General features: G+C 42.0%; 15 protein-coding genes and 1 riboswitch. Of the genes, 6 read left to right on the top strand and 9 right to left on the bottom strand.

Annotated elements, in window-relative coordinates:
* Window positions 1-190 precede the first annotated feature (190 nt).
* Window positions 191-344: riboswitch (M-box (ykoK) riboswitch) on the bottom strand.
* A gap of 53 nt (window positions 345-397) precedes the next feature.
* Complete coding sequence (locus tag PCY17_RS05615; protein WP_301392112.1) at window positions 398-1,459, bottom strand: Xaa-Pro peptidase family protein; 1,062 nt, start codon at window positions 1,457-1,459, stop codon at window positions 398-400.
* Complete coding sequence (gene uvrA / locus PCY17_RS05610; protein WP_301392111.1) at window positions 1,452-4,283, bottom strand: excinuclease ABC subunit UvrA; 2,832 nt, start codon at window positions 4,281-4,283, stop codon at window positions 1,452-1,454. The genes PCY17_RS05615 and uvrA overlap by 8 nt, the downstream gene beginning before the upstream one ends.
* Before the next feature lie 142 nt (window positions 4,284-4,425).
* Here uvrA and PCY17_RS05605 point away from each other — a divergent pair, with 142 nt between their 5' ends.
* From PCY17_RS05605 to PCY17_RS05590, 4 genes are all read left to right on the top strand, one after another.
* Window positions 4,426-5,370, top strand: a complete 945-nt coding sequence (locus PCY17_RS05605) for a magnesium transporter CorA family protein (protein WP_223140287.1) — start codon at window positions 4,426-4,428, stop codon at window positions 5,368-5,370.
* Between the two features lie 12 nt (window positions 5,371-5,382).
* Entirely contained in the window at window positions 5,383-6,057 is a 675-nt protein-coding gene (locus tag PCY17_RS05600) for a DUF1129 domain-containing protein (protein WP_006146142.1), read from the top strand.
* A 200-nt stretch (window positions 6,058-6,257) separates the two neighbouring features.
* Window positions 6,258-6,521, top strand: coding sequence for a SemiSWEET family transporter (locus tag PCY17_RS05595; RefSeq protein ID WP_049496815.1), 264 nt, complete (start codon window positions 6,258-6,260; stop codon window positions 6,519-6,521).
* A gap of 153 nt (window positions 6,522-6,674) precedes the next feature.
* Entirely contained in the window at window positions 6,675-7,712 is a 1,038-nt protein-coding gene (locus PCY17_RS05590; RefSeq protein WP_301392110.1) for a S66 peptidase family protein, read from the top strand.
* Between the two features lie 45 nt (window positions 7,713-7,757).
* Here the strand turns inward: PCY17_RS05590 and PCY17_RS05585 are convergent, their stop codons facing one another.
* From PCY17_RS05585 to mutL, 4 genes are all read right to left on the bottom strand, one after another.
* Complete coding sequence (locus PCY17_RS05585; RefSeq protein ID WP_301392109.1) at window positions 7,758-8,441, bottom strand: CPBP family intramembrane glutamic endopeptidase; 684 nt, start codon at window positions 8,439-8,441, stop codon at window positions 7,758-7,760.
* Complete coding sequence (locus PCY17_RS05580) at window positions 8,442-9,002, bottom strand: DNA-3-methyladenine glycosylase I (protein ID WP_301392108.1); 561 nt, start codon at window positions 9,000-9,002, stop codon at window positions 8,442-8,444.
* Window positions 9,003-9,011: 9 nt separating this feature from the next.
* Window positions 9,012-9,605, bottom strand: a complete 594-nt coding sequence (ruvA, locus tag PCY17_RS05575; protein ID WP_000273405.1) for a Holliday junction branch migration protein RuvA — start codon at window positions 9,603-9,605, stop codon at window positions 9,012-9,014.
* Window positions 9,606-9,725: 120 nt separating this feature from the next.
* Window positions 9,726-11,675, bottom strand: a complete 1,950-nt coding sequence (gene mutL / locus PCY17_RS05570; RefSeq protein ID WP_301392107.1) for a DNA mismatch repair endonuclease MutL — start codon at window positions 11,673-11,675, stop codon at window positions 9,726-9,728.
* A 335-nt stretch (window positions 11,676-12,010) separates the two neighbouring features.
* Here mutL and tyrS point away from each other — a divergent pair, with 335 nt between their 5' ends.
* Window positions 12,011-13,267 carry a tyrosine--tRNA ligase gene (tyrS, locus tag PCY17_RS05565; protein ID WP_049502816.1) on the top strand — a complete coding sequence of 419 codons (1,257 nt, stop codon included), beginning with the start codon at window positions 12,011-12,013 and terminating at the stop codon, window positions 13,265-13,267.
* 76 nt (window positions 13,268-13,343) lie between these two features.
* Here tyrS and PCY17_RS05560 read toward each other — a convergent pair whose 3' ends face one another.
* Together PCY17_RS05560 and PCY17_RS05555 are read right to left on the bottom strand one after the other, a co-directional pair.
* Complete coding sequence (locus tag PCY17_RS05560) at window positions 13,344-15,407, bottom strand: heavy metal translocating P-type ATPase (protein WP_301392106.1); 2,064 nt, start codon at window positions 15,405-15,407, stop codon at window positions 13,344-13,346.
* A 1-nt stretch (window position 15,408) separates the two neighbouring features.
* Window positions 15,409-15,687: a DUF6110 family protein gene (locus PCY17_RS05555; RefSeq protein ID WP_000910903.1), complete on the bottom strand. Its 279-nt coding sequence runs from the start codon at window positions 15,685-15,687 to the stop codon at window positions 15,409-15,411.
* Between the two features lie 151 nt (window positions 15,688-15,838).
* Between PCY17_RS05555 and PCY17_RS05550 the strand changes: the two genes are divergently transcribed.
* Entirely contained in the window at window positions 15,839-16,687 is an 849-nt protein-coding gene (locus PCY17_RS05550) for a putative RNA methyltransferase (protein ID WP_301392105.1), read from the top strand.
* Between the two features lie 159 nt (window positions 16,688-16,846).
* Here the strand turns inward: PCY17_RS05550 and PCY17_RS05545 are convergent.
* On the bottom strand, window positions 16,847-17,167 hold a 321-nt coding region (locus PCY17_RS05545; protein ID WP_301392104.1), incomplete at its 5' end, for a transposase.

The raw sequence follows: 17,167 nt of genomic DNA, 5'->3' as shown, positions 1-17,167 counted from the left end.
GTTTCTCCTATCTGTATGAATGATAATTTCATACACAGGGACCAATCACTTTATAAGGACAAAACGACACAAATCAGCGATTGGCTGTGTATGTGCGGTTCTGGATGATCGTCAATTTGCATCGTTTTTCTCCTTTCTTTGTTTTAAAACAGCAGAAAGTCCTGCCATAAAATGGCAGGACTAAAAAACTTATTATCTGTTTTCGTTCAAGCTTTAACTCCATAGGGCGATGTAATGAGCTTAGTCTTGACCTTCGCGACCAGGACTGTTGACCAACGAGTAGTGTCTCCACTGCTTTGCGGTAGTCATCCGTATCCCTATGGTAGCCTCACCTACCGTTTTCGCCTTTCAGTATAAACCTTTAACTAGTAAAAGTCAACGATTTATCTCATTTTTCTTAGATTACGATTAATTCTTTTGGAGCAAGGGTTAATAACTCACAACCGGTATCTGTAATCAGGATATCATCTTCGATACGAACCCCGTATTTATCTTCAATATAAATACCAGGTTCATCAGTCAAGACCATCCCAGATTTAATAACTTCTTTCGAAGTTTGGCTAAAGTAAGGTTCTTCGTGGATATCAAGTCCAATACCGTGCCCGATACCGTGAGTAAAATATTCTCCATAGCCTGCTTCAACAATGATATCACGAGGAATTTTATCAAAGTCACGGAAACCTAAGCCAGCCTTAGCTTGGTCAATCAATGCTTGGTTGGCCTTCAAAACGGTGTTGTAGATTTCTGCTTGTTCGTCGCTGACATGGCCTAGGTAAATAGTACGAGTCATATCACTGACATAGTGGTCATAAAGACAACCAAAGTCCATGGTAATAGCTTCGCCTAGTTCTACTGGCTTGTGCATTGGATGGGCGTGAGGTTTAGAAGAGTTGATTCCACTAGCTAGAATCGTGTCAAAAGACAAACCAGCAGCTCCTAATTCACGCATACGGAAGTCCAGGAAGTTGGCAATTTCAATTTCTGTCTTCCCAGGCTTGATAAAGTCAAGAACATCGTGGAAAGCTTGGTCTGAGATGGAACAAGCCTTGCGAATAGTCGCAATTTCTGTCTCATCCTTAATCATACGAAGCGCTTCAACAAACTGAGTCTGAGGAACTAGTTCCAAACCTTCAAAGGCGGTTTGCATACGGTGGTAATAAGAAACTGAAATTTCATCTTCAAACCCGATACGAGAAAGGCCCATATCTTTTGCAATCTTTGCGATAGTAGCCAACTCGTCACGCTCTGCAAAAATCTCAAAGCCAGTAACTTCTTGCTTGGCAGCGATGATATAGCGGGCATCTGTCACTAAGACCTGACGGTCACGACTGATAAAGACTGTCCCATTTGAACCCCAAAATCCTGTCAAATAGTAGACATTTTTAAGGTTATTGATAATGATTCCATCTAGTTCTTTTTCTTGCATTTTATCTAAAAATGCTTGTACACGTTTATTCATGATGTAACTTTCCTTTCAAATACTGTCCTGTGTAGCTAGCTTGGTTAGCAGCTACTTCTTCTGGAGTTCCTGTTGCGATAATAGTACCACCGCCAACACCACCTTCTGGTCCTAGGTCGATAATATGGTCTGCTGTTTTGATGACATCTAGATTGTGCTCGATCACGAGAACTGTATTTCCATCATCGACAAAGCGAGACAAAACGGTGAGTAGGCGAGCAATGTCCTCGGTATGCAAACCAGTTGTCGGTTCATCTAAAATGTAGAAAGACTTACCTGTCGAGCGTTTGTGGAGTTCACTAGCTAACTTCATACGTTGCGCTTCTCCACCAGAAAGAGTTGTGGCAGGTTGTCCCAAGGTCACATAACCTAGACCTACATCCTTGATTGTCTGGAGTTTGCGTTGAATTTTTGGAATGTGTTTGAAAAATTCTACCGCATCGTTGACGGTCATATCCAATACTTGCGAGATATTCTTTTCCTTGTAGTGAACTTCCAGGGTTTCGCTATTGTAGCGAGTCCCATGACAAACTTCACAAGCTACGTATACATCTGGTAAGAAGTGCATTTCAATCTTGATAATCCCGTCACCCGAGCAGGCCTCACAGCGCCCACCCTTGACATTAAAACTGAAACGCCCCTTCTTATAGCCACGAATCTTGGCTTCATTTGTCTGAGCAAAGAGGTCTCGAATATCATCAAAGACACCTGTATAGGTCGCAGGATTAGACCTCGGTGTTCGTCCAATTGGACTCTGGTCAATGTCTATCAGACGATCGATATGCTCGATTCCTGTAATGGTTTTAAACTTACCAGGCTTGTCTGAATTGCGATTGAGCTTTTGAGCAATGGCTTTTTTGAGAATACTGTTAATGAGTGTCGACTTCCCTGAACCAGACACCCCTGTCACCGCAATGAATTTCCCGAGTGGGAAGCGAGCGGTGATATTTTGCAAGTTGTTCTCACGCGCACCTGTCACTTCGATCAAGCGACCATTTCCAACGCGACGTTCTGATGGTACAGGAATCGAGCGTTTCCCTGATAGATACTGTCCTGTAATGGATTTGCTGTTGCGAGCTACCTGCTTAGGCGTTCCTGCAGCAACAATTTCTCCACCAAAGACACCTGCACCAGGGCCAACGTCAATCAGATAATCAGCTTCTCTCATAGTATCTTCATCGTGTTCTACCACGATCAAGGTGTTACCCAAGTCACGCATCTTTTTCAGACTGGCAATTAAGCGGTCATTGTCCCTCTGGTGAAGACCGATGGACGGCTCATCTAGGATATAGAGTACTCCTGAGAGGTTGGAACCAATCTGAGTAGCCAAGCGAATACGTTGACTCTCCCCACCTGATAATGTTCCTGCAGAACGAGACAGGGTCAGATAGTTGAGACCGACATTGTTGAGGAAGGTCAAGCGGTCTTTTATTTCTTTAAGAATTGGACGAGCGATGATGGCTTCATTTTTTGATAGGCTCAACTGATCAATAGCTTCTAAGTGGTCTGCGATGGAGAGGTCTGAAATTTCTCCGATGTGGAGTCCTTTTTCTCCCCCTACTCGAACAGATAAGGCTTGGTCATTGAGACGATAACCGTGACAGGTGCCACAAGTTAGCTCATTCATATAAAGGCGCATCTGAGTGCGAGTGTAGTCACTATTGGTTTCATGATAGCGACGTTTGATATTATTGACAACTCCTTCAAAAGGGATGTCGATGTCGCGAACTCCGCCGAATTCATTCTCATAGTGGAAATGGAATTCCTTACCATCTGAACCATAAAAAATGAGATTCTTATCCTCCTCTGATAAGGCCTCAAAAGGAGTATCCATATCCACTCCAAAGGCTGTCATGGCTTGTTCTAGCATATTTGGATAATAGTTAGAAGAGATAGGGTTCCAAGGTGCCAATGCTCCCTCACCAAGGGTTTTACTAGCATCTGGCACTACTAGATCCGTATCAACCTCTAGCTTGATCCCCAAACCATCACACTCACTACATGAACCAAACGGTGCATTGAAAGAGAAGAGACGAGGTTCTAGTTCTGGAACCGTAAAGCCACAGACTGGACAAGCGTAGTGTTCTGAGAAGAGCAACTCAGAGTCATCCATGGTATCGATAATGACATATCCTTCAGCAATACGGAGGGCTGCTTCGATGGAATCAAAGAGACGACTACGGATACCTTCCTTGATGATAATACGGTCTACCACCACATCGATGTTGTGTTGCTTATTCTTTTCAAGTTCAGGAATTTCGGTCACATCATAGACAACTCCATCCACACGGACACGGACGTAACCATCTTTTTGAATCTTTTCAATCAGAGTCTTATGCTGACCTTTTTTCTTACGAATAACAGGAGCCAAAATCTGCAGACGCTGGCGCTCGGGTAATTCCAAAACCTTGTCTACGATCTGTTCGACAGACGAAGCCTTGATAGCCCCATGTCCATTGATACAGTAAGGTGTTCCGACACGTGCATATAGGAGACGCAAATAGTCGTTGATTTCCGTCGTTGTCCCAACCGTCGAACGAGGATTTTTACTGGTCGTCTTCTGGTCAATAGAAATGGCAGGGCTGAGACCATCGATAGAATCCACATCTGGCTTTTCCATATTACCCAAAAACTGACGAGCATAGGCTGACAGACTTTCAACATAGCGGCGTTGCCCTTCTGCATAAAGGGTATCAAAGGCCAAACTAGACTTCCCAGATCCAGATAGTCCCGTCACCACAACTAGTTTGTCTCGTGGAATTTCCACGTCAATATTTTTTAAATTATGGGCGCGTGCCCCATGGATGACAATCTTATCTTGCATGTTACTTCTTTCTAGTCCATTGTTGCTTTCCATTATACCAAAAAAAGTGAAATTCTATTACCAAAAAAGCCGATTTTGTAGTATAATAGTACGGTGTCAAAAATCACTGAAACACGGATTAGATTAGGAAAGGATAAGAGATATGAAGCAAGTCTTTCTCTCAACTACAACTGAATTTAAAGAGATTGATACGCTCCAGCCGGGCACTTGGATCAATCTCGTCAATCCTACACAAAGCGAATCGATGGAAATCGCCTCAGCCTTTGATATTGATATCGCAGACCTCCGTGCACCGCTCGATGCGGAAGAGATGTCTCGTATCACCATCGAAGATGAGTACACCTTGATTATCGTAGACGTCCCAATCACAGAGGAAAGAAATAACCAGACCTACTATGTGACTATTCCCTTGGGGATTATCATCACAGAAGAAGCTATCATTACCACTTGTTTGGAGCCTCTCCCACTTCTTGATGTCTTTATCAATCGTAGACTTCGGAATTTCTATACCTTCATGCGTTCGCGCTTTATCTTCCAAATCCTCTACCGCAATGCGGAGATTTACCTAACCGCCCTCCGTTCAATCGAACGTAAGAGTGAGCAGATTGAGAGTCAACTTCACAAATCTACTCGAAACGAAGAATTGATCGAACTCATGGAGTTGGAAAAGACCATCGTCTACTTCAAAGCTTCTCTGAAGACAAATGAGCGCGTGATTAAAAAATTGACCAGTGCGACTAGCAATATCAAGAAATACCTCGAAGATGAAGATCTACTTGAAGACACCTTGATTGAAACGCAACAGGCCATCGAGATGGCGGATATCTATGGAAACGTCCTTCACTCTATGACAGAGACCTTTGCCTCTATCATTTCAAACAACCAGAACAATATCATGAAAACCTTGGCCCTCGTGACCATCGTTATGTCTGTGCCGACCATGATTTTCTCAGCCTACGGAATGAACTTTAAGGATAATGAAATTCCTTTAAACGGAGAACCGCACGCTTTCTGGCTCATCGTCTTCATCGCCTTTGCTATGAGTGTTTCCCTCACTCTTTACCTCATCCATAAAAAATGGTTCTAAACAGGAGTTATTATGTCACAGATTGATTTAAAAGAATTAACCAAGAAAAACCAAGAATTTATCCACATTGCAACCCAACAATTTCTCAAGGACGGAAAAACCGACGCTGAAATCAAGGCCATCCTTGAAGAAGTCATTCCTCATATCCTTGAAGAACAACCAAAAGGTGTAACTGCTCGTTCAATTTACGGAGCACCAACTCACTGGGCTCACAGCTTTAGCGAAAAAGAGCAATACGAGAAAGAACATCCAAAGGAAAACGACGATCCAAAATTGATGATGTTGGATTCAGCCCTTTTCATTACAGGACTGTTTGCAGTAGTTAGTGCCTTGATGAGCTTCTTCTCAAACCAACCCGTAGCTTACGGATTGGTAACACTTATCAGTGTAGGGGCCTTTGGTGGAGTTGCCTTCTACCTTCTCTATCACTTCATCTACCGCTACTACGGACCAGATACTGACCGTAGCCAACGCCCTCCATTCTGGAAATCACTTTTAGTTATGTTAGCGACTATGTTTGCTTGGGTCTTCATCCTCTTCTTGAGTAACTTCCTTCCACAAGCCATCAACATTAGCTTACCACCTCTTGTTTTGTTGGTCATTGGAGGAGCTCTCCTTGCCCTACGTTTCTACCTCAAAAAACGTTTCAACATTAAGAGCGCAAGTGCAGGACCTGCTAGATATTAAGATAAACAAAAAAAGTAGTGTGTTTTGTAGACAGACTACTTTTATTATGGCTTCAAAGCATTTTTTGATTCTCCAAAGAAAAGTAGCTACATTTTCTAAAAACGTTCTAATGTAAAGTCTTCCCTTGGAATCCCGAGGTTTTATCCTTGATTCCAAGTTGTTTTTCTGTTATACTAATAAAGTAATAAGGAGAAATATATATGACAAAACAGAGAATTAATCAAATTGTCGGTTCAATTGGTGCCTTTATCGGAATTATTGTATTTATAGCCTACATCCCCCAAATTTTTGCCAATTTACAAGGAAATAAAGCTCAACCATTCCAACCTTTATCAGCAGCTGTTTCTTGCTTAATCTGGGTCATTTATGGATGGACAAAAGAGCCTAAGAAAGATTGGATTCTAATCATTCCAAACTCGGCCGGGGTTGTCCTTGGCGGACTGACCTTCCTTACTGCTCTATAAGAATGCAACTACTATAAAAAATGCAACCACATCGAGCGGTTGCTTTTTTGCTTACTTTTGTGATCTAAAAGCCTTTTTCTGATTCTAATTCTTGTTGTTTCCCCTCTTCTTTTGTGATACAATAGCATCAATTTATTTCTAGGAGGATGAGATATGATTTCTACTATTGGTATTGTTAGTTTGTCTAGTGGCATTATCGGAGAAGACTTTGTCAAACACGAAGTGGACTTGGGTATTCAACGTCTCAAGGATCTAGGACTCAATCCTATCTTTTTACCCCATTCGCTAAAAGGCTTAGATTTTATCAAAGAACATCCTGAAGCACGTGCAGAGGATTTGATTCAGGCCTTTTCTGATGATAGCATCGACATGATCCTATGCGCCATCGGTGGAGACGATACCTATCGTTTATTACCCTATCTTTTTGAAAATGACCAACTAGAAAAAGTTATCAAACAAAAGATTTTTCTCGGTTTCTCGGATACAACTATGAACCATCTCATGTTGCATAAACTAGGAATCAAGACTTTTTATGGTCAATCATTTTTAGCAGACATTTGTGAGTTGGACAAAGAAATGTTGCCATATAGCCTCCACTACTTTAAAGAATTGATTAAGACGGGAAGAATCTCAGAAATCCGCCCTAGCAATGTTTGGTATGAGGAACGAACTGATTTTAGTCCCAAAGCCTTGGGAACACCTCGTGTCAGCCATGCAAATACTGGTTTTGAGTTGTTACAAGGAACTGCCCAGTTCGAGGGGGAAATCCTCGGCGGTTGCCTCGAATCCCTCTACGATAGCTTTGACAACTCTCTACACGCAGATAGCACAGACCTCTGCCAAAAATACAAACTTTTTCCTGACTTATCCGACTGGGAAGGAAAGATTCTATTGCTAGAAACAAGTGAAGAAAAGCCTGAACCTGATGATTTCAAAAAAATGTTGCAGGCTTTAAAGAACACTGGGATATTTGAAGTTATCAGTGGACTCTTGGTCGGAAAACCTATGGATGAAACCTTCTATGACGACTATAAGGAGGCTTTAATGGACACCATTGATAGCAATATCCCGATTGTCTATAATCTAAACGTTGGCCATGCTACACCAAGAGCAATTGTTCCCTTTGGAGTCCACGCGTATGTAGACGCAACGGAGCAAGTCATTCGCTTTGACTATAACAAAGAAAGCTGAGATGAATTTCTCAGCTTTTTCTCATTATCATTACTGGCATTTTCATCACATACTACTGATAGCTAAAATGATCAAGGAAAGGCTGTTGCTTAACATATGAACCAGTAAGGGATAGTAAATATTCTCCTTTTCTTTCACATAAATAATTGAAAAGGCCAGGCCACCACCTAGATAACCGACTGAACCGACCCACTCGGATAAGTTTAAATTATGCATATGACTCAGGGCAAAGATAAGTCCTACCAGAATAATGCTTAGTAAATCTGGCAACTGTTTCTGCAAATGATGCAATAAGAGCTGACGGAAAAAGAGTTCTTCCATCAAAGGTCCGATGATGCAGGCGAAAACGGCTATCAGTAGGGGTTGGTCTTGAAAGGTGCTTTGAAGATTCGACTGATTTAGACTTTGTCCGTCTAGTCCCAAAAACTGCCTTAATATTGACGATAGAAGTTCAAAGAGAATGGTCATGAGAAAAAGAAAGAGCCAGCCTTTTAAAACGCCAAAGAAGAATTTTCTTTTCGTCTTTCTAATCTCATTCCATTGCTGAATCAATCTATCCTTGCACAAGAAAGAGGCATATAGAGCTAATACTACATAGACTAGATATTTTAGATAATTCGCAATGGTAGATGGCATCAAGAAAGCCAACCATCTAACGCCATCAAACACAAAGAGAACTGTGTAGAGAATCGCAAAAATCAGAATTCCCTTATTTTTGCTAGACATCATTTAATTCCCCTTCCATTCACAATCATTCTCATGGTCATCAACCAACCCTGCAGCCTGTAGAAAGGACAAAACAGCGACTGGTCCAGTGAACTTAAAGCCTCGTTTTTTGAGATTTTTGGATAATTTCTCAGATAGAGCTGTTTTGGCAGGCGCCTGGCTGTAGTCAGGTACATCATTCACAATCGTCTTCCCACCGACAAAAGACCAAAGATAGGCATCAAAAGTTCCGAATTCTGCCTGAACTTGTAGAAAAGCCTGAGCGTTGGCCCGCGTCGCAAATATCTTGGCACGATTGCGGATGATGGCTGGATTATCCATCAAAGCTTCCAATTCTTCATCAGTCATGTCCGCAACACCTTGAACTTGATAGTCATGAAAAGCTTGACGAAAAGCTTGGCGTTTATTGAGCACCGTTTCCCAAGACAGACCTGCCTGATAGGTCTCCATACAGAGCAACTCAAAAAGAGCCTGGTCATCATGAAGGGCCTGGCCCCACTCTTCATCGTGGTAGGCTACATATAGAGGGTTGTTCATTTTAACCCAGCCACAACGTTTTGGCATAGACTTCTCCTATTTCACCAACATCTTGAGGGCAGACTTGATATAGTTCTCAGCTGTATCTGTCGTTCCTTCAAAGAATTTCTTGATTTTCTTAAGCTCAGTTGCCTTGTAGCCCAAAGCCAACATGGCTTCCATAGCTTCTTCCAGTTCTTGGTTGTCACTGCTAGATGGAGCTGCAGTTTTAGCAGGGAGATCGTCTCCTGCCACAACAACTTTCCCTTCTAAGTCCAACACCATCTGTTGGGCTGTTTTCTTACCGATTTTAGGGAACTTGGTCAAGTAGGTGATGTTCTTAGTCTCAATAGCTTGAACGAGACCTGCATTGTCATCAGCTGCGATGATGGCAAGAGCGGAAACAGGACCAATGCCTGACACAGAGATCAAACTGAGAAAGAGCTTTTTCTCGTCTTCTGAGCGAAATCCATAAAGCAGATGGGCGTCCTCACGCACGACTTGATGCACATAAATTTGAGCTTCTTGATTGACTTGTCCTGAGTAGGCATAGGGGTTAGCTACGTGTAGGATATAGCCGATTCCGTTTGCTTCTAGAACGATGTATTTAGCAGTAATTTTGGTAATAATACCCTTTAGATATTCGTACATAATTTTCCCTTCAATTTATACTCAATGAAAATCAAAGAATAAACTAGGAAGCCGACTGTAGGCATAACTTGAGTTAGGCAAGGCATGGCTGACGCAGTTTAGAGAGATTTTCGAAAAGTATTAGTATTTTCCTAGTTCTCGTAGACTCGTGTGATTTTCCTGAATGCGACGGAACATCTTTTCCATGTCCGACTTGGTAAAGTGAACCAAAACAGGACGTCCGTGGGGACAGTTATAGGGGTTGTCACATTGAGAAAGTTGGTATAGAAGTTGTCTAGCCGAGTGGTCATCGATACGATGATTGGCCTTGATAGACCGCTTGCAGGACATCATAATGGCTAGTTCAGCTCGGTATTTCTTGATAGAAACTTCCTTGGTCAAGAGCAGCATGTCGCACATCTCATAGATTCCAGACTCAATTTCCTCCTCTGCCATCCAAATGGGATGTTCGCGTAAGATAAATTGATTCTCCCCGTACTCTGCTAGAAAGACGCCGACTTCCTCTAAGAGAGGCATTCTTTCCTTGAGACGAAGGACATCATCTGCTGGAAATTCAAAGATGTAGGGCACTAGGAGCTGCTGCTGGCTCTGGTCAACATTGCCAATACTTTCGCGATACTCCTCATACTTAACCCGCTCCTGTGCCGCATGCTGGTCTATGATGTAGAGACCATCTCGACCTTGGGCAAAGAGGTAGGTGCCGTGCATCTGCCCGAAAAATTCCAACTCTGGGAAACTAGAAGACTCTTCTCGCTCTAGCTTGTCATAAGCCTTATCCAAACTAGCCATATCTAACTCTGGATGATCTAGTTGGTCGTAGCTGACCGATTTTCTCTCTGCAAAATGCAGTTTAGCTGGCTTGGTCAACTGATCCAATGTTTCCTTAGCAAACAGATTCAAATCCTGTTTCTCTTCTGTCAAGTTTACCTGATGGTCTGCCACCTCAGCTGGAATAGAGATTGTTGCTTCCGTTTGCTCGTAGTAGAGATTGTTTTCTTTAAGTGGGAGAATGGTTTGCTCTACTTTTTCACGGTTGCGAACGGTAGATTTGGCAAGATTTTCCAAGGCATCCGGAATCAAGGTCTGCTCCTTGAGACTCTTTGCAATAGCTTCTGAAACCAGCGCCATTAGTTCTCTTTCCTTGGAAATTCGCACCTCTTGCTTGGTCGGGTGCACATTGACATCGGCTAAGTAAGGGTCAATCTGGATATGAATCACAGCCAGCGGAAAACGCCCCACCATGAGTTTGCTTCCATAACCATCTAAAATGGCACGATTGAGCAGGAAATTTTTGATATAACGGCCGTTGATAAAGAGACTGATGTAGTTGCGATTAGCGCGCGTCAATTCCGGCAATGAGACAAAACCTGAAATTTCAAAATCTAGGTCAGAATTCTCAATCTCAACCATCTTTTTGGCACTGGCCAAACCATAGATTCCAGCAATGGCTTGACGCAGTTGGCCCGTACCAGCTGTCCGTGTCATTTCCTTGCCATCGCTAATCAGGCTAAAGGAAATCTCAGGATGGGCTAGCCCCAAACGGTTGACAATATCGATGATATGAGACAACTCTGCCTGCTGGCTCTTCATATACTTGAGACGAGCTGGTGTGTTGAAAAAAAGATCCTCCACACAAACCTTGGTCCCAACAGGACTGGTCGCAGGCACAACTTCTTCTACTTCTCCCCCACGAGCCACTAGCTTGGTCCCGTGACTTGCTCCATCCACTGCTGTCAACAGAGTCAGCACACTAACAGATGCGATCGAAGGCAGAGCTTCACCACGAAAACCAAGAGTCCGAATCCGAAAGAGATCCGCTTGATTCTTAATCTTACTGGTTGCATGACGGCGGAGAGCCAACTCGACTTCATCGTGGGCAATCCCGTGTCCATTATCGGTGATTTGGATTTTCTTAAGACCAGCTTCTTCAATCTCAACGATAATCTTGCTTGAGCCAGCGTCGATAGCATTTTCAACTAACTCTTTAACTACACTGGCAGGACGTTCGATAACTTCTCCTGCTGCAATCTGGTTAGCCAAGACTTCTGGCAATTCAATAATATGAGACATCTTTCAGCCCCTTTCTCAACTGTTTTTATCTATTTCTCTGAAAATAATACTCTTCAAAAATCAAATTCAAACCACGTCAGTCTCGCCTTGCCGTATATGTGTTACTGACTTCGTCAGTTCTATCCACAACCTCAAAACAGTGTTTTGAGCAACCTGCGGCTAGCTTCCTAGCTTGCTCTTTGATTTTCATTGAGTATAAGCTAGTGCTATTATACCATATTTCACTCGTTTCCAAAAAAGTCCAAGCAGCAACTTTCTTCCCGATTTTACTAGGTTATTTACCAAGTTTGTGGTACAATAGGTAGAAACAATATTTTAAAAAGGAGAAAAGACACATGCACATTTTTGATGAGCTAAAAGAGCGTGGTTTGATTTTTCAAACGACTGATGAAGAAGCTTTGCGTAAAGCCCTAGAAGAAGGTCAAGTTTCTTATTATACTGGCTACGATCCAACTGCTGACAGCCTCCACCTAGGCCACCTTGTTGCAATCTTGACAAGTCGTCGTTTGCAGTTAGCAGGTCACAAACCTTATGCGCTCGTTGGCGGTGCTACAGGTCTCATCGGAGATCCGTCCTTCAAAGATGCTGAACGTAGTCTCCAAACAAAAGACACAGTAGATGGCTGGGTCAAGTCTATCCAAGGACAACTTTCTCGCTTTCTTGACTTTGAAAATGGTGAAAATAAAGCTGTCATGGTCAACAACTACGACTGGTTTGGCAGCATCAGCTTCATTGACTTCCTCCGTGATATCGGGAAATACTTCACTGTCAACTACATGATGAGCAAGGAGTCTGTGAAGAAACGTATTGAAACAGGGATTTCTTACACTGAGTTTGCCTACCAAATCATGCAGGGGTATGACTTCTTCGTTCTTAACCAAGAGCACAATGTAACCCTTCAAATCGGTGGTTCTGACCAGTGGGGAAATATGACTGCCGGTACAGAATTGATTCGTCGTAAGGCTGACAAGACTGGTCACGTGATTACTGTTCCACTCATTACAGACGCAACTGGTAAGAAATTTGGTAAATCTGAAGGAAATGCTGTTTGGCTCAACCCTGAAAAGACTTCTCCATACGAAATGTACCAATTCTGGATGAACGTCATGGATGCTGACGCTGTTCGCTTCTTGAAGATCTTTACCTTCTTGTCACTTGATGAGATTGAAGACATCCGTAAACAATTTGAAGCGGCGCCACACGAACGTTTGGCTCAAAAAGTTCTCGCTCGTGAAGTCGTAACACTTGTTCACGGTGAAGAAGCCTACAAAGAAGCTCTCAACATCACTGAGCAACTCTTTGCAGGAAATATCAAAAACCTTTCTGTCAAAGAACTCAAACAAGGGCTTCGTGGTGTGCCAAACTACCAAGTACAAGCAGACGAAAACCACAACATCGTGGAACTCCTCGTATCTTCTGGTGTGGTTAACTCAAAACGTCAAGCCCGTGAAGATGTTCAAAATGGAGCTATCTATGTCAACGGCGACCGCATCCAGGACCTTGACTATGTCTTGAGTGACGCAGATAAGTTAGAGAACGAACTCACTGTTATCCGCCGTGGTAAGAAGAAATATTTTGTATTGACTTACTAAATTGTTAAACATTTACCTATAAACAAAGGAGTTACCCTCGAGAAAGGTAACTCCTTTTTGTTGTTGATAACCACATCTATCTAGCCTTAATAGACAGGCTACGCAAGACTATGCGTAAGGTTGTTAGATTATGTAAGATAGAAAGATTTGAAGGGCTGAGCCAGTTAAACAAGCCAAAGCCAATCAAACTACTATTTACGACAACGGTATCTTGAATATTCTTCTTGATGAGTGTTTGCAAAGATGATGATAGCGAATCCAACTCTTGGAAGAAATCCAAGCGATTATCTAACAATAAGATATCACTCATCTGCTTAGAAATATCTGCACTCTCATTCATCACCACACCGATATCTGATAGGGTTAGAGCCGCTGAGTCATTCAATCCATCTCCAACCATCAAAATAGTGTGACCTGCTTTCTGCAGTTCCTCTACTAACTCAAATTTCCCATCAGGTTTTAAGTCTGTATAGATCTGATCAAAGGGCAAATCTTTGACTAATTCCTCTGTTCTAACCAAGGTGTCCCCTGTTGCCAGAATCAATTTTTTCCCTTGTGCCTTAAGTTTCTCCAAGGCTGCTTTTGCTTCTTTTCTTAAAGGAGTATGAATACAGAACATTCCAATCAATTCATTCTGGTAGGCTAAGAATAAGAGATTGTAGTGACTCTTGTACTCTTCAATTAAAGCATTTTGTTCTGAACTGATATGAATCCGCTCATCCTGCATCAAGACATAATTCCCAATAAGAACTGGTTGGCCATCTATATGAGATTTGATCCCCTTACTTGCGATATATTGGAGTTTCCCATGCATTTCCTCATGTTCAATTCCCTCTATCTCGGCTTGCTTGACGATGGCATTAGCAATAGGATGATAAATGTGTTCCTCAAGACAGGCACTGATTCTGAGAATATCTTCCTCACTATTGTCTCCAAAAGGTAACACCTTTTCAACTATCGGATAGCTAGTTGTGATCGTTCCCGTCTTATCAAACAAGAAAGTATCAACTTCCAGGTATTTCTCCAGAACATCTCCATCCTTAATCACCATTTCACGGTTCAACCCCTCCTTGATAGCTGTCAAATAAGCTACAGGAGTAGAGATTTTCAAAGCGCAGGAGAAATCGACCAATAGGAAAGAGATAGCCTTAGAAAAAGAACCCGTTAATAGGTAAGTCAGCCCAGCCCCCAAGAAATTATATTTGACGACCTTGTCCGCCATCTTGATGAAATAGCGTTGTTTCGTTTTCTTGTTTTCTTCAGATTTTTTCATCAACTCAATCAGCTGTAAAATACGGCTGTTCATCTGATTATCGGTTACACGAATGCGTAGCTCCCCAGTCTCCAAGACTGTGTTTGCACAAACCGAATCAAACTCTCTTTTTTCAACTGGAAAACTCTCTCCCGTCAAGGAACTTTCGTTGACCATACCTAAACCTGAAACTACTTGTCCATCAAACAGAATTTCATTTCCTTGAGATAGGACCAAGACATCTCCTATTTGAACATCGGAACTCTTGATACTAACGACCGTATCGCCCTTTACCAAGAATACATCGTTTTCTTTTGCAAGAAGGCTTTGTTCTAAATCTGTTGCAGTTTTTTTCAAGGACCACTGATCTAAATGATTCCCCAAATCAAGCATAAACATGATGTTGCTGGCAGTCTTGGATTGGTTCATAAACAAGGACAATAAAATAGCCGAACAGTCCAAGACTTCCATCGTTAGTTCCTTACGCGCTAGTGTTTGATAGGCTTCTTTAACATATCCAAAAGCCTGATAACAAGTCCATATATAGCGAATAGGAGACGGCACAAGGCTACGAAAAAGCACACGCTTAATCGCTGCACCTGAAACGATAGAATAGGCACTCTCTTCTCTACGAACAGGAAGAGTCATCAACTCAGAAACTTTCCCTTTATCAATTCTTTTTAAAAAGGCTTCTGCATTGTCTAATACAGAGAAGCCTTCTTTTATACGTAGAGTAAAGTGCTGTTGATCCATGTAAAACTGGATAGACTCAATCCCCTTTTCATCTCTCGCCAAGGAACGAAGATAGTCTTGGATATCCAAGGTGAGTGAAAAAGAAGATGATAGGCGGATATGTTGGTATCCTCTATGTAGCACTTTAAAAGACATATTATTCTCCTATAAGGCTATCTAATTGCTCTTCTTTTTTCTCTTGCTCGTACAAATATTTGGCATCTTGCAAGACATCATCTCCATGTTGCTTCACAACAGAAACAGATGCATCTAGCTCGTCTTTCAACTTGTAAGCCTTAGCCAAAGCTTTAGAATAACCTTTTTTAGCTTCCTTACTTGCCAAGATTTTCAAACCAAGGGTACCAAATGCGACACCACCCAAAAAGAGTGATGATTTTTTTGCAACTTTTGCGACGCTTAATACTTCTTTTAACATACTTATTTCCTCCTTATCATTATTATATAGCAATTTAGATATAAAAGCAATTTCATTCCATAAATTGGAGAATTAGTTTTATTTCTACTGAATCTCCCATCTACTTATTCCTAAAGTTGCTTTCATTTGCCTCTTTTGATACACTTAAACTATGAATACAAACCTCAAACCTAAACTTCAGCGCTTCGCTTCTGCGACTGCCTTTGCCTGTCCTATCTGCCAAGAAAATTTGACTCTGGCAGAGAGCAGTCTCAAATGCAACAACCGCCATTCTTTTGACCTAGCAAAATTCGGTTATGTCAATCTAGCCCCTCAAATCAAGCAATCCGTCAACTACGACAAGAAAAACTTTCAAAACCGCCAGCAAATCCTAGAAGCTGGCTTTTACCAAGCTATTCTAGATGCCTTATCAACCATGCTTTCTAGCTCAGAAACAAGTAAAACTGTCTTAGATATCGGCTGTGGCGAAGGCTTCTACTCTCGCAAACTCCAAGAAGTGCACCCTGACAAAACCTTCTATGCTTTTGATATTTCGAAAGACTCGGTCCAAATCGCCGCCAAGAGTGAACCCAACTGGGCAGTCAATTGGTTTGTTGGTGACTTGGCTCGCCTTCCTATAAAAGACGCCAGCATGGATATCCTACTTGATATCTTCTCACCTGCCAACTACGGAGAATTCCGACGAGTCTTATCAAAGGACGGCATCTTAATCAAGGTCATTCCTACTGAAAACCACCTCAAGGAAATCCGTCAGATGGTACAGGATCAGCTGACAAAGAAGGATTATTCTAATCAAGATATTAAGGAACACTTCCAAGGACACTTCAGCATCCAATCTAGTCAGATTGCTTCCCTGACCAAGTCTATCACCGTAGAGCAACGCCAAGCCCTGCTCAGCATGACACCCCTCCTCTTTCACGTTAACCAAAGCAAGATTGATTGGAGCCAACTGACAGAGATCACCATCGAAGCAGAGATTCTTGCCGGGAAAGCCCTGTAAACTAGTTTATGAGATAAAACCAAGCCCACACCTCTTCTCGAGATGCGGGTTTAAATCGCGATTTTTCACTGTCTTTCCGAACAGTATAAAAAATTTTGACCTCTCCATTTATTTTCGATTTGAAATGACAAATTTATCAATAAATAGCAAGTGATATAGTCATTTAGTTTTAAAAAAGCACTCTAAACATTCAAAGATATTTGGGACTTCCCTTAATAAATTTGTCACTTTCTTTTTCAAGACAGCCCAAGCTTGCTCAATGGGATTCAAATCTGGTGAATAAGGTGGTAGAGGTAAGAAGAAGTGTTTATCTTTGACGCAAAGTTCATCCAAAATCTTCTTGGGATGAAAATTAGCATTGTCCATGACAATGACATGAGGTATCTTCAAAGCAGGCAGGAGTTGCGTTTTGAACCACTTAACAAAGAAGTCGCTCGTCATGCTTTCCTTGTAAATCATAGGAGCTATAAACTCTCCATC

The sequence above is a fragment of the Streptococcus sp. SO2 genome, from assembly GCF_030440025.1.
Note: the sequence above shows the minus strand (reverse complement) of the source record. Positions and strands in the feature narration are given on the sequence as shown.